Genomic DNA, 13,822 nt, shown 5'->3' on the forward strand with positions numbered 1-13,822 from the left:
CATGCCGTCTGCGGCGGCGCTCAGACGTCCTGACGACGGGTGCCGTACTGGTGGCTGCCGGGCTGAGTCTTCAGCACCGCCTCGGGGACCACCCGGGCACCCCGGGAACGGTCGTCGTCATCGGACCCCTGCGACCCCTTCGCGTCCTTCGACCCGGAATCCTTCGCGTCGGAGTCCTTGCCTCCGCTGTCCTTCGAGCTGCTCTCCTTCGACCTGTCGTGCCCGTCGGAGCCGCCGTTGTCCTCGCTCTCCTCGCGCAGTTCGCGGCCCTGCTCGATCAGGCTTTCGACCTTGGCCTGCACCTTCTCCGACTGGGTGGTGTCGCGCGGCGGCAGCTGGATCGTCTCCTCGGCCTTGATCCCGGCCTGCAGCTGCCGGCCGCGCTCGAGTTCGGCGTCGAACTCGGCGCCGAAGAGCAGGGAGATGTTCGCGATCCAGATCCACAGCAAGAAGATGATGACGCCGGCGATCGACCCGTAGGTCTTGTTGTAGTTGCTGAACCCGGAGACGTACCAGATGAAGCCCAGGGTGGCGAGGATCAGGACGACGATGGAGATCAGAGCGCCACCGGAGACCCACCGGAACTTCGGCTGCCGGATGTTCGGGGTAGCCCAGTAGAGCACGGCGATGACCGCGATGATGAAGATCAGCATCACCGGCCATTTGGCGATGTTCCAGATCGTGACCGCCGTGCCGCCCAGACCGACGACCTCGCCGATCCGCTGCGCGATCGGTCCCGACACCACGAGCATCAGACCCGTGGCCGCGACCAGCAGCACCAGCACGAGCGTGACCAGCAGTTGGATCGGGCGCAGCTTCCAGATCGGCCGGCCCTCGTCGATCTCGTAGATCCGGTTCATGGCTCGGCCGAACCCGCCGACGTAACCGGATGCCGACCAGAGGGCGCCGAGGATACCGATGATCAATGTGAATCCCGCGGCAGTGGATCCGGTGAGTTCGTTGATGATGTTCTGCGCGGGTTGGATCGCATCCTGGCTCAGGAAGGGGCGGGCAAGGTCGATCACGGCGTTGGTGGTGGCCTCCGCCTGCCCGACGACGCCGAGGATCGAGACGATCGCCAGGATGGCCGGGAACAGGGACAGCACGGCGTAGTAGGTCAGGCTTGCCGCCAGGTCGGTGCACTGATCCTTGCCGAACTCGCTGATCGTCCGCTTGAACACGTAACCCCACGACGGCTTGGACACCTCGGTGGGCGAGTCCGGTTTGCGCGTGTCCTCGGGGTCCGGCGCGTCGGCCTTGTCGCGCGCGGTGGCCGAGGCGTCGTCGGTCGGGGTGGTGGTCGCCATGCTCGCTCCTGAACCGTCGGGGGGAGACCAGGTGGCCACCCGGGCAGTGGGGTCGTGGTCTTCAGGCTAGTACACATTCATCACCCTGCTGAGGAACGGCCCGGGGAGCGGGGACGTCGGCCGGCTCAGACGTGCCCGGCTCAGTCCAGCCGGGGCAGACCCGCACGGAGCCGGTCGGTCAGGGCGGTGAGCTCGTCCATCTCCTGGCGGGTCAGCGCGGCGGAGAACACTCGTTCGATGGTGCGCACGTGGATCCGGCCGGCCTGCCGCTGGACCCGGGCGCCGGCGGGGGTGAGCCGGATCTGCACCCCGCGCGCGTCGTCCGCGGCGCGCCTCCGCTCCACCCAGCCGCGTTCGTCCAGCCGGTCCAGCATCCGGCTCAGGCTGGGCTGGCTCATCAACAGCCAGGCGTTCAGCTCCCGCTGCCGGATCCAGCCGTCGGTGCGGGAGAGGTTGAACAGGACGTCGTACTCCCGCACGGTCAGGGCGGCGAAGGCATCGTCGGCCAGCAGGTGCCGCATCACCTCCACCTGGGCCCGGAACAGGGACTCCCAGGTCCGGTCGGCGGCTCGCAGATCGGAACGACCCGGCGTGGCGTCGTCCTCAGTCGGCGGCATGTCGCCCCCGGTGTCCGTCCGCGCCCGCCGCGCCGGCCATCCCGTCGGCACGGGCACCGGCACCGACCGGGACAGCGTCGCCGACTCCGTCGGTTCCGTCGGCCTCGGTGGCCCCGGTGGCGACGGTCGGGTCGCCGGACCGTCCGCGCCGGTCGGCTCGGCGCTCCCGCCAGCCCTCCAGCAGCCGGTACAGCACCGGGACCAGGACCAGGGTCAGGGCGGTGGAGGAGACCAGACCGCCGATGACGACGACGGCGAGCGGCTGAGAGATGAACCCGCCACCCCCGGTCAGGCCCAGGGCCATCGGGATCAGCGCGAAGATGGTGGCCAGCGCCGTCATCAGGATCGGCCGGAGCCGACGCCAGGCGCCGGTGGTGATGGCGTCCGCCAGGCTCATCGCGGGCCGGCCGGGCGCGGGACGGCGGTACTGGTTGATCAGGTCGATCAGCACGATCGCGTTGGTCACCACGATGCCGACGAGCATCAGCAGCCCGACGAGGGAGGCCAGGCCGAGCGGGATCTGCGTGGCCACCAACAGCCCGATCGCGCCGGTCGCGGCGAAGGGCACCGAGACCAGCAGGATCAGCGGCTGGGCGAGCGACTTGAACGTGGCGACCATGATGACGTACACGATGGCGACGGCCGCCAGCAGGGCCAGACCGAGCTGGCGGAACGAGTTCGCCTGTTGCACCGCGGCGCCGCCGATGGTCGCCTCGGCGCCGGTGGGCAGGTTCAGGGTCGCCAGTCGGTCGGTCACGCTGCGGCTGACCGCACCGAGATCGGTGCCGGCCGGGGTGACGGAGACGACCGCGGTGCGCTGCCCGGAGGAGACGGTGATGCTGGTGGCCACCCGCTGCTCGCTGACGTCGGCGAGGCGGCTGAGCGGGACGGTGCTGCCGCCGGCCGGGATCGGCAGGTTCCGCAGGGTGGCCACGCTGGTCAACGCCGGCGGGTCGCCGATCTTGACCTGGTAGTCCGTGTCGTTCAGCCGGACCGTGCCGCCCGGGATGGGCGCGAGGCGGGCGGCGAGGATCCCGGCCAGGGCGTTCTCGTTGACCCCGAGTCGTGCGGCGGCGGCCCGGTCCACCCGTACCTGCACGACCGGTTGGTCGGTGGCGAGGTTGCTGGAGACGTCCCGCGCGTCGGGCACGCCGGTCAGGCCCTGCACGACGACGTCGTTGGCCCGGGCCAGCAGCTCCGACGTCGGTGCGCTGACGGTGACGTTGACGGTGCTGCTGGTGCCGAACCCGCCGCCCTGCGTCGAGAGGGTGACGGTGCCGACGTCACGCAGACCGGTGACGGCCTGCCGGACGGTCTCCCGCAGGGCGGTCTGGTCCCGGTTCTCGTCGGTGATGACGGTGTACTGGGCGGTGGACGCGCCGGCGGTCAGGAACGCGGACAGCCCGCCGCTGGCGTTGCCGATGTTCACCTGCACGGTGCGCACGCCGTCGATGCCGCGCAGCGTCGACTCGACCTTCGTGGCCGCGTCGCTGGTGGCCTGCAGGCTGGTGCCGGCGGGCAGGGACTGCTTGATCGAGAAGCTGTTCTGGCCGCTGTCCCCGAGCAGGTTGGTCTTCATCAGCGGCAGCATCAGGACGGTCACGACCAGGATCAGGGCCGCGCCCACGACCGTGATGACGGGATGACGCTGGGTGCCGCCGAGGATCGGCAGGTATCCGCGCTGCAGCCACGGCAGCCGGCCCCCGCGCCCACGGTCCTCCCGCGCGGCCTCCGGGGCGTTCCGGATCTCGGCGGACGGAGGGGTGTCCGTCGTCGTCGTCGCCGCCGCCGCCGTCGCCGTCGTCCGCCGTCGTCCGGTGCGGACGGGCCGATCGCCGAGGAACCAGTACGCCAGCACCGGCACGATGGTCAGGGCCACCAGCAGGGAGGCGAGCAGGGCCATGGTCACGGTCAAGGCGAAGGGCCGGAACAGCTCGCCGGCGAGGTCTCCGACGAAGGCGATGGGCGCGAACACGGCGACCGTGGTCAGAGTCGACGCGGTGACCGCGCCGGCGACCTCGCGGATCGCCTCGAGGATGGCCTGCCGCTTGGGCTGCCCGTACTCGAGGTGGCGCTTGATGTTCTCGATCACCACGATCGAGTCGTCCACGACACGGCCGATGGCGATGGTCAGCGCTCCGAGCGTGAGGATGTTCAGCGAGTACCGCAGGCCGGACATGCCGATGAACGTGATCAGCAGGGACAGGGGGATGGAGATCGCGGTGACCAGCGTCGAGCGCACGGAGAGCAGGAAGACGAGGATCACCAGCACCGCGAAGCCGAGACCGAGCAGGCCCTCCGTGGTGAGGTCGCTGATCGACTTCTCGATGAACGGTGCCTGGTCGAACACCGTGGTGAACCGGGCGTTGCCGCCCACCTCGGCCTGCAGCTGGGGGAGCAGGTCGAGCACCTGGCGGGAGATGCCGACGGCATCGCCCTCGGGCTTCTTCGTCACCGCCACGGAGAGCGTCGGCACGCCGTCGGTGCGGGTGATCGACGTGGCCGCGTCGTCGGTCAGGGACACGACGGCGACGTCGCCGATGGTGACCACGGGCTGCGTGCCCCGCCCGGACACGGGCAGGGCACGGACGGCGTCCAGCGAGGTGATGGGCGAGCCGATCTGCACGTCCAGGGCGTCCGCGCCCTGTCGGACGGTGCCGGCCGGGACGAGGTCGCCGTTGTTCTGCAGGGCGTCACGGATCGCGGTGACCGGCACCCCGGCCCGGGCCAGCTTCGCGTTGTCGGGCAGGATCCGCACGGACTGGGTGGCGCCGCCCGCGACGTCGGCGGAGCGCACGCCGGTGACCTTCTCCAGTTTCGGCACCGCGATGGTGGTCAGCCGCTGCCGCAGGGCACTGAGCGACGGGTCGTCGGAGGAGACGGCGAGGTAGACGATCGGCAGGTCCGAGATGCTGCCGGTGAGGGACTGCGGATCGGCGTCGCTGGGCAGCTGGCGCCGGGCGTTGGAGATGGCCCGGTCGACCTGGCTGCGGGCCCGATCGAGGTTGGTGCCGTAGACGAACTGAAGGTTGATCGTCGAGACGCCGGACCGGGAGGTCGCCGTCGAGGAGTCCAGGCCCTCGACGGCGTTGAGCGCGGCCTCCAGGGGCGCGCTGACCTGCTTGTCGATCACCTCCGGGCTGGAACCGGGCATCGACGTGATCACCGACACCTGCGGGAACTCGATCGACGGGATGAGCTCCTGCTTCAGCGAGGTCATCGTGATCACCCCGAACACGGAGGCGAGCACGGTCACCAGCGCGATCAGTGCCCGGTTGCCGAGCGAGAGGTGGGCGAGGCGGAACACGGTGGTCCCCTTCGGTCCGGGGCGGGCCCACGGACGCGCGGGCGTCCGGGGGCGGGCGGGTCAGATGAGCGCCAGGGCGCGGTTGGTGGCCTCGAGCACCTCGTCGGCGAGCTGCGGGTTGTCGTTCAGCTTCTGGCCGTAGGAGGGCATCATCTCCGTCAGCTTCGGCGTCCAGCGATCCGCGTAGGCCGGGAAGCAGCGCTTGAGCAGGTCGACCATGATGGCGGTGGCCGTGGAGGCACCCGGGGAGGCACCGAGCAGCGCGGCGATCGAACCGTCGGAACTGGTGACCAGCTCCGTGCCGAACTGGAGCACACCGCCCCGCTTGGCGTCCTTCTTGATCACCTGGACGCGCTGGCCGGCCGTGATCAGCTCCCACGAGGCGGGATCCGCGTCGGGGTAGAACTGGCGCAGACTCTCGTCCTTGGCGGAACGGGACTTGAGCACCTCGGTGACCAGGTACTTCGTCAGATCCAGGTTGTCCTTGGCGACGGCCAGCATCGGGATGATGTTGTTCGTCCGGATCGACAGCGGCAGGTCCAGGTAGGTGCCGGACTTGAGGAACTTGGTGGAGAACCCGGCGTACGGTCCGAACAGCAAAGAGCGCTGCCCGTCCGCGAAGCGGGTGTCCAGGTGCGGCACGGACATCGGCGGGGCGCCGACGGACGCCTGGCCGTACACCTTGGCGTTCTGCTGGTTCGCGATCGCGGGGTCGGTGCAGCGCAGGAACTCACCCGAGACCGGGAACCCGGCCAGGCCCCTGCCCTCCGGGATGCCGGAGCGCTGCAGCAGGTGCAGAGCGCCGCCGCCCGCGCCGACGAACACGAACCGCGCGTCGACCGTCGTCCGCTCACCGGTGAGCCGGTTCTTGACGGAGACCTGCCAGCGTCCGTTCGTCCCACGCGTGATGTCGGTGACCTCGTGGCCGTACGCCACCTCGGCGCCGTTGTCGGCCAGCTTCGCGGTCAACTGCCGGGAGAGTTCACCGAAGTTGACGTCGGTGCCGCCGACCACCCGGGACGCGGCGACCCGTTCGGCCGGGTCGCGGCCGGCCATGGTCAGCGGCGCCCACTGGGCGATCACGGCCGGATCCTCGCTGTGCTCGATGGTCTCGAACAGCTTGTTCGGCTTCAGCGCCTCGTACCGGGTCCTCAGGTACCGGGCGTGATCGTCGCCGAACACCAGGCTCATGTGCGCCACGGGGTTGATGAAGCTCTTCGGGTCGTGCAGCACGCCCTGATCGAGCAGGTGGGACCAGAACTGGCGCGAGAGCTGGAACTGCTCGTTGATGACCAGCGCCTTGTCCGGGCTGACCGAGCCGTCCTTGGCCAGCGGCGTGTAGTTCAATTCGCACAACGCGGAGTGGCCGGTGCCGGCGTTGTTCCACGGGTCGGAGCTCTCGCTGCCCGCGCGGTCCAGCCGTTCGAACATTCGCACGGTCCAGGTCGGCTCGAGCTGCTGCACCATGGTGCCCATCGTCGCGCTCATCACGCCCGCCCCGATGAGGACGACGTCGGCCTTCTCGGTCCCTGGTCCACCGGTCATTGACAACCCTCCATCAACTGCTCCACTCGCCCCTAGAGACTACCGGCTGGGGGGCACTGCTCCGCACCGGGGCCTCAGCCGAGACGGACGGCGTTGAACACCTCGTCGTAGGTGGAGGAGACCGGATACGAACTCACCCGCGGGGACAGCGCGAGGGCCGAGACGGGGAACGCGAGGGGCACCGCCGGCAGGTCGGAGGAGATCTGGTCGGCGATGTTCCGGTACGCGGCGGTCCGGTCCGCGCCGTCGGGCAGGGTCCGAGCCCGGTCGATCTTGCTGAACACCTGAGCGTTGCGATAGCCGAACTCGGGTGACGGAGCCCCGAAGAGGGGCCCGAGGAAGTTGTCCGGGTCGCGGTAGGTGCCCGTCAGGCCCAGCAGGTGCAGCCCGTAGCCGGACCCGGTGACCACGCTGTCGGCGTAACCGTCCGCCCAGGCGATGGGGACCGGCTTGATGTTCAGGCCGACCGCGGTCAGCTGCCGGGCCACCTCGGCGTACACCTTCTCCGGGGCCTGCAGATAGGGCAGCGCGACCGTGCGCGGGTAGGCGAACGGGATGGCCTGCCCCCGGTAGCTCGACGCGGAGAGCAACTGCTTGGCCCGGGCGACGTCGGTGTCGTAACGCTGCACGGTGTCGCTGGTGACGGCCAGGCGCGGCGGGACGAACTGGTTGGCGATCTCGGTGCCGTCCACGAAGTAGTTCTTCACCAGGGTCGGCTTGTCGATCGCGTAGGCGATCGCCTGGCGCACCTTCGGATCCGACAGGGGGCCGAAGTCCTGGTTGATGCCCAGGTAGGCGACGGAGTAGGGGTCCCGTTGCACGATCTGGTCACCGGCCTGGGCCAGGGGGGCGAAGGCCTCGCGGGTGACCCCGTCGAACCCGTCCACGGTGCCGGCCCGGAGTGCGGCCAACCGCTGCAGCGGCTCGCGGATGGTGCGGAAGGTGAGGGAGGCGATCTGACCGCGCTCGCCCCAGTAGCGGTCGAAGGAGGCGAGGACGACGTCGTTCCCCCGCCACGAGACGAACCGGTAGGGACCGGTGCCGACCGGGTGCTGGCCGAACCCGGAGACGAACCGGTCGCCACGCCGCTCGGTCAGCTGGTCGGCGCGCTTGGACGTCAGCGATGCGGGCGAGGCGATCGCGAAAGCCGGGGCGCTGAGAGCCTTGAGCAGGGTGGGGAACTGGTCGTTCAGGGTCAGGGTCACCCGCGTCGTGCCCTGCGTGCTGCAGCCGCGGTACAGGGACTGGTCCGGCTGGTCGGAGTACGCGCCGAAGACGTTCTGGAACCCGAGGCTCGCCCGGTCCGAGCGCAGCGAGACCGGCATCGTGTACCACCGCTGGAAGTTGGCGCACACGGCCGCGGCGGTGAAGGCGGTGCCGTCGTGGAAGAGCACGCCCGGCCGCAGCGCGAACGTCCAGGTGCGGCCGTCCGCGGACGTGGTCCAGGACTGGGCCAGGGAGGGCCTCGGCTCCCCGGTGTTCGGGTCGGCGGTGACCAGGCCCTCCATCACCTGCCGGGTGACCCGGGTGGACTCGACGTCGCGGGTCAGGGCCGGGTCCAGGTTCGCGGGGGCGGCGGGAGTCGCGAACACGAACGACGCCGAGGGCGTCGCGGGCGACGACGACGTCGTCGTCGGGGACGGCTCGGGCCGGGCCCCCGTACAGCCGGCGAGCAGCAGAACCGCGACGGCGGCAGAGGCGACACCCAGACGTCCTCGCACACGGCGTCGTCCTCCGAGGCGCGGCACCGGCCGTCTCCTCTCGCGTCGGGGGTTGCCCAGCCGACAGGGAGCCGGGTCTCCGGCGTGCGGCGGGCGGGGAACAGGCGCCAGTGTATCCGAGCGCCACCCCGGCCGGTCGGTCGGTGGGGGCCGGTCGGTGTGGCTCGGTGCGGCTGGCTGGTCGGCGCGGCTGCGCCGGGGCGCCGGTTGCCGCCGTAGGCCGCGGACGTGAGGCAGCATGGTGACATGGACAACACGGTGCCGCCGATGGCGGATGCGGCGGACGACCCGACGGACCCGGCCTCCCGGCCACTGCTGAGCGTCACGGACCTGTCCGTGAGTTTCGGGACGGCGCACGGTTCCGTGGCGGCGGTGCAGGGCGCGTCGCTCACCCTGCACCGGGGCCGGACCCTGGCCATCGTGGGCGAATCCGGGTCGGGCAAGTCGACGACGGCGATGAGCGTGATCGGGTTGCTGCCCGGCAACGGCCGGGTCACGGGCGGCTCGATCGTCTTCGACGGGCAGGAACTGGTGGGACTGCCGGAGTCGCGGATGCGCACCATCCGCGGCCGGCAGATCGGTCTGGTGCCGCAGGATCCGATGTCGAACCTCAACCCGGTGACGAAGATCGGCACGCAGGTTGCGGAGACCCTGCTGGTGCACGGGTTGGCCACCCGCAAGGACGTGGACGCGAAGGTCGTCGCCGTGCTCGAGGCGGCCGGGCTGCCCAACGCCGCGGAACGGGCCGGGCAGTACCCGCACGAGTTCTCCGGTGGCATGCGCCAGCGGGCGCTGATCGCCATCGGACTGGCCTGCCGACCCCGTCTGCTGATCGCCGACGAGCCGACCAGCGCCCTGGACGTCACGGTGCAGCGCACGATCCTGGACCAGATCCAGGCGATGACCGACGAGCTGGGCACCTCGGTGCTGCTGATCACCCACGACCTGGGCCTGGCCGCCGAGCGAGCCTCCGACGTCGTCGTCATGCACCGCGGGCGGATGGTGGAGCAGGGCCCGGCCGAGCAGATCCTCCGCGACCCGCAGCATCCCTACACGCGGCAACTGGTCGCGGCGGCGCCGTCGGTGGCGGTCGCCCGGCTGGGACCGGCCACGCGGGCCCACGGGTCGACGGCGGTGCCGGCGGCCGGCGGCGCGGTCCCGGCGGGTGCGGCGGCAGCGGGCACCGCTGCGCCGGGCACCGCTGCATCCGACGCGACCGGGAACATCGTCGAGATCACGGGCCTGTCCAAGGTGTTCAAGGGCCGGGCCGGAGCGGACGACTTCCGGGCCGTGCACGATGTCAGCCTGCAGATCCCGCGCGGGTCGACGGTCGCCATCGTGGGTGAATCCGGGTCCGGGAAGACGACGACGGCGCGGATGCTGCTCAAGCTGATCGAACCGACCAGCGGGACCATCACGTTCGACGGCGCGGACATCACCCGTTTCGACCGGGCCGGCGAGAAGGACTTCCGCCAGCGCGTGCAGCCGATCTTCCAGGATCCGTACTCGTCGCTGAACCCGATGTTCACCATCGGGCGGATCATCGAGGAGCCGCTCGCCACGTATCACCGGGGATCGAAGTCGGAGCGGTCCGCCCGGGTGCGCGAGCTGCTCGAGGCGGTGGCGCTGCCGACGGCGATGGCGTCCCGGTACCCGGCGGAACTCTCCGGCGGCCAGCGGCAGCGCGTGGCCATCGCCCGGGCGCTCGCGCTCCAGCCGGAGCTGATCGTCTGCGACGAACCGGTGTCCGCCCTCGATGTGTTGGTCCAGGACCAGATCCTCCGCCTGCTCGGTGACCTGCAGCGCGAGTTCGGGCTGAGTTACCTGTTCATCTCCCACGACCTGGCGGTGGTGCGGCTGATCTCCGACCACGTGTGCGTGATGAAGGACGGCGAACTGGTCGAGGCGGCCACGTCCGAGGAGATCTTCGTCAACCCGCGCCACCCGTACACCCGGAAGCTGCTGGCCTCGATCCCGGGCAACGAGCTGGGCATCGAGGAAGCGTCGTAAGGGGTACGCGCCGCTTCCCCGGGTCCATCCTGCCGAGTTAGCGGGTGCCGCCCGACCCTCCCGCCGAGTTAGCGGGTGCCGCCCGACCCTCCCGCCGAGTTAGCGGGTGCCGCCCGACCCTCCCGCCGAGTTAGCGGGTGCCGCCCGAGATGAGTGCTCTTTGAGCACCGTGTTCGGGCGAGAACCGCTGACTCACCACGCGGGGACGCCCGGTGCGGTGGTCCGCGTTGTCCACAGGCTTGAGGTGACGGATTCCGCTGGCGGTTCCTTACCGGAACAGTATGCACATGCGCACCATCCGCACGCTGACTCCGATCCCGACCGGGCATGAACTCGGGGTCCGGACGACGACGCAATTGGCGCAAGCCGGGTACACGTCGAACCGACTCGAGCGCCTCGTGGCCGGTGGGTCCTTGGTGCGCATCTGGCGGGGACACTATGTCAGCGCGTCGGCGTGGAACGCTCTGACCACCGACGAACGGCATGCAGCGTTGCTGACCTGCGCCCAGGGGTCCGCCGCTGACGGGGTTCGTGTCCTGTGTCGAGGCAGCGCGGCACTGGCCCACGGCGTCAGCCTTCTGAGAGCCGATCCGACGGTCCACCTCCTCTGCCCGACGCCCCGGTCCACCCAGGTTCGCCACGCTGGAGTGCGTCTCCACGCCTGCGACGAGGAGCCGGACGTCGTCGTGCTCGCCAATGGTCTCCGGACGACGGGGGCGTTGCGGACGCTCACTGACTGCAGCCGCTTCCTGCCTCACCGAGACGCGCTGGTGATCGCTGACCAGTTCGCCGCCACCGGAGTGGACCTGGCCGCCGTCCGGGCCTGGGCTGCGTCGCACTCGGGCTGGCGTGGTGTCGCCCGGTTGCGGCTGGTCCTTGACCGCGTCGATCCGCTGGCGGAGTCGGCGGGCGAGACGTTGACCCGGATCCGCCTGCACGAATGGGCGGTTCCGTTGCCCGTCAGCCAGTACGAGATCATGACGCCGATGGGCCTCTTCCGCGCCGACTTCGCCTGGCGGGAGCTGATGCTCATCCTCGAGTTCGACGGCCGCACCAAGTACTTCGGTGAGACCCCGACGGCCGAGGTGCTCTTCAAGGAGCGGCAGCGCGAGAAGGCGCTGGCCGCACTCGGCTGGACGATCCTGCGCACCGACTGGGATGAGGTGAACCGCCGGCCGGAGGCCCTCCGTGGCCGGTTGGCGTCGACGCTGCGGACGACGGCCCGCTTCGCCTGACGGTGGACGGCGCACGGTTGCCGTGCCGCTGAGTCAGCGGTACCCGCCCGAAGCACGTGCTCTTCGAGCACCCATGTCGGGTGGAGAACCGCTAACTCAGCGGACGCCGAGGCTGGACGAGGCTAGACGCTGCGCGTCTTGGGGTCCAGGGACTCCCGCAGCGACTCACCGAGCAGCGTGAACCCCAGCGCGGTGATGGCGATGCAGATACCCGGCAGGAACGCCAGCTGGGGGGCGACGGCCAGCTCGTTCTGCGCGTAGGTGAGCATGCGGCCCCACTCGGCGGTCTCGGGCCGGCCGCCGCCCAGACCCAGAAACGACAGGGCCGCCGCGTCGATGACCGCCGTCGCGAGCGTCAGCGTGGCCTGCACGATCACCGGCCCGATGCTGTTGGGCAGCAGGTGACTGATCGTGATCCGACCCGGTGACAGGCCCAGGGTGCGTGCCGCCAGCACGTAGTCGGCGCCGCGCTGGGAGAGCATCGACGCGCGCAGCAGCCGGGCGAAGATCGGCACCTGGGAGGCGCCGATGGCGATCATGACGGCGGCGGATCCCTGGCCGAGGACGGCGGCGATGCTGACCGCCAGGAGCAGGTTCGGCACCGAGAGCAGGACGTCGACGACCCGCATGATGATGCTGTCGACCCAGCCGCCGAAGCCGCCGGCGAGCAGGCCGAGCAGCATGCCGCCCGCCAGGCCGAGGGCGGTGGAGACGATCCCGATCAGCAGGGACGCTCGCGCACCCCAGATCAGCTTCGACAGCACGTCGCCGCCGAACCGGTCCAGGCCCAGCGGGAAGCCGTCGATCTCCCCGAAGCCGGGGATGCGGGTCGGCGTGATGTACTGCCGGCCGGGCAGGTCGTCGCCGCCGTAGGGAGCGAGGACCGGTGCGAGCAGGGCGATCAGGACGAAGATCACGACGATGACGGCGCCGGCGATGGCAGCGGGATTGCGGCGCAGCCGGAGATAGGCCTCGTGCCAGAGGCTGCCGCCGCCGCGCGCGTCGCCCGCGGTGCCCGGTGTCGTCTCCGGGCCCGAGCCGGAACTCGGCGCGGAGGTCGGGGGAAGAGTCGTACTCATTGCACACGCACCCTGGGATCGATGAGGCCGTAGCTGATGTCCACGATCAGGTTGATCAGTGAGTACATGATCGCGATCAGGATGATGAACCCCTGCAGCACCGGGTAGTCGAGGCCGAAGATCGCATCCCGGAGGAACCGGCCGATGCCGCTGAAGGCGAAGACGGTCTCGGTCAGCACCGCCCCGGAGATCAGCAGTCCGAGCTGCAGGCCGATCGTCGTCACCACCGGCAGCAGCGCGTTGCGCAGCACGAACCGGTCCCGGATGGTGGCCTGCCGCAGACCCTTGGCCCGGGCCGTGCGCACGTAGTCGGCGTTCTGCACCTCGAGCACGGAGGCGCGGGTGATCCGCACGATGATCGCCAGCGGGATGGTGCCGAGCGCGATGCCGGGCAGCAGCAGGTGGGTGAAGGCGTCCCACGCGGCGTCGTACTCCCCGGTCAGGAGTCCGTCGAGCACGAAGAAGCCGGTGGCGTGGGTGGCGTCGATCCGGGGATCCTGCCGTCCGTCGGTGGGCAGCCAGCCCAACTGGATGGCGAAGATCCACTTCAGGATGAACGCCAGGAAGAAGACGGGCACGGTGATGCCGAGCAGGCTGAGCACGACGGACCCGTGGTCGACGAAGCGGCCCCGGTAGCGGGCGGCGACATAGCCGAGCGGCACGCCGATCCCGATGGCGAAGATCAGGGCGACGACGGTCAGCTCGACCGTGGCCGGGAACCGGGTGGCGAATTCCTCCAGGACCGGCCGGCTGGTGGTGATCGACGTGCCGAAGTCGCCGGAGAGCAGCTTGCCGACGTAGGTGACGTACTGCTCGAGGATCGGCCGGTCGAAACCGTATGCGGCGTTGATCTGGGCGACCGCCTCGGGCGTGGCCCGGTCGCCGAGCAGCGCGGTGGCAGGCCCGCCCGGCAGCGAACGCACCCAGGCGAACAGCAGGACGGACAACCCGATCAGGGTGGGGATCAGCAGCGCGATGCGTTTGCCGATGACTCGAAGCAC

General features: G+C 70.4%; 9 protein-coding genes. 2 read left to right on the top strand and 7 right to left on the bottom strand.

All coding sequences use genetic code 11. The features are described from left to right. Positions 1-20 precede the first annotated feature (20 nt). The 5 genes from BKD30_RS01730 to BKD30_RS01750 all read right to left on the bottom strand — a co-directional run bounded on the left by BKD30_RS01730 (position 21) and on the right by BKD30_RS01750 (position 8,497). Positions 21-1,307, bottom strand: coding sequence for a YihY/virulence factor BrkB family protein (locus BKD30_RS01730; RefSeq protein ID WP_076701134.1), 1,287 nt, complete (start codon positions 1,305-1,307; stop codon positions 21-23). A 140-nt stretch (positions 1,308-1,447) separates the two neighbouring features. Next, positions 1,448-1,924, bottom strand: coding sequence for a MarR family winged helix-turn-helix transcriptional regulator (locus tag BKD30_RS01735; protein ID WP_076701330.1), 477 nt, complete (start codon positions 1,922-1,924; stop codon positions 1,448-1,450). Beyond that, positions 1,911-5,231, bottom strand: coding sequence for an efflux RND transporter permease subunit (locus BKD30_RS01740; RefSeq protein WP_076701137.1), 3,321 nt, complete (start codon positions 5,229-5,231; stop codon positions 1,911-1,913). The genes BKD30_RS01735 and BKD30_RS01740 overlap by 14 nt, the downstream gene beginning before the upstream one ends. A 60-nt stretch (positions 5,232-5,291) precedes the next feature. Next, positions 5,292-6,776: a malate:quinone oxidoreductase gene (locus BKD30_RS01745; RefSeq protein ID WP_076701139.1), complete on the bottom strand. Its 1,485-nt coding sequence runs from the start codon at positions 6,774-6,776 to the stop codon at positions 5,292-5,294. A gap of 74 nt (positions 6,777-6,850) precedes the next feature. Beyond that, on the bottom strand, positions 6,851-8,497 hold the full coding sequence (locus tag BKD30_RS01750) for an ABC transporter substrate-binding protein (protein ID WP_235861271.1): 1,647 nt from the start codon (positions 8,495-8,497) through the stop codon (positions 6,851-6,853). Between the two features lie 246 nt (positions 8,498-8,743). Here BKD30_RS01750 and BKD30_RS01755 point away from each other — a divergent pair, with 246 nt between their 5' ends. Together BKD30_RS01755 and BKD30_RS16040 are read left to right on the top strand one after the other, a co-directional pair. Continuing rightward, on the top strand, positions 8,744-10,507 hold the full coding sequence (locus tag BKD30_RS01755) for an ABC transporter ATP-binding protein (protein WP_408033345.1): 1,764 nt from the start codon (positions 8,744-8,746) through the stop codon (positions 10,505-10,507). A gap of 770 nt (positions 10,508-11,277) precedes the next feature. Next, positions 11,278-11,742: a DUF559 domain-containing protein gene (locus BKD30_RS16040; RefSeq protein ID WP_218189235.1), complete on the top strand. Its 465-nt coding sequence runs from the start codon at positions 11,278-11,280 to the stop codon at positions 11,740-11,742. Between the two features lie 122 nt (positions 11,743-11,864). Here BKD30_RS16040 and BKD30_RS01765 read toward each other — a convergent pair whose 3' ends face one another. After that, positions 11,865-12,821: an ABC transporter permease gene (locus BKD30_RS01765; RefSeq protein WP_076701142.1), complete on the bottom strand. Its 957-nt coding sequence runs from the start codon at positions 12,819-12,821 to the stop codon at positions 11,865-11,867. Further along, positions 12,818-13,822 carry an ABC transporter permease gene (locus BKD30_RS01770; RefSeq protein WP_076701145.1) on the bottom strand — a complete coding sequence of 335 codons (1,005 nt, stop codon included), beginning with the start codon at positions 13,820-13,822 and terminating at the stop codon, positions 12,818-12,820. Before BKD30_RS01770 ends, BKD30_RS01765 begins: the two co-directional genes overlap by 4 nt.

The organism is Tersicoccus phoenicis, assembly GCF_001968835.1.
Taxonomy (GTDB): domain Bacteria; phylum Actinomycetota; class Actinomycetes; order Actinomycetales; family Micrococcaceae; genus Tersicoccus; species Tersicoccus phoenicis.

Coding starts and splice junctions, on each gene's coding strand:
- BKD30_RS01745 (WP_076701139.1), bottom strand. CDS start 6,776: ATGACCGGTGGACCAGGGACCGAGAAGGCCGACGTCGTCCTCATCGGG.
- BKD30_RS01730 (WP_076701134.1), bottom strand. CDS start 1,307: ATGGCGACCACCACCCCGACCGACGACGCCTCGGCCACCGCGCGCGAC.
- BKD30_RS01735 (WP_076701330.1), bottom strand. CDS start 1,924: ATGCCGCCGACTGAGGACGACGCCACGCCGGGTCGTTCCGATCTGCGA.
- BKD30_RS01765 (WP_076701142.1), bottom strand. CDS start 12,821: ATGAGTACGACTCTTCCCCCGACCTCCGCGCCGAGTTCCGGCTCGGGC.
- BKD30_RS01755 (WP_408033345.1), top strand. CDS start 8,744: ATGGACAACACGGTGCCGCCGATGGCGGATGCGGCGGACGACCCGACG.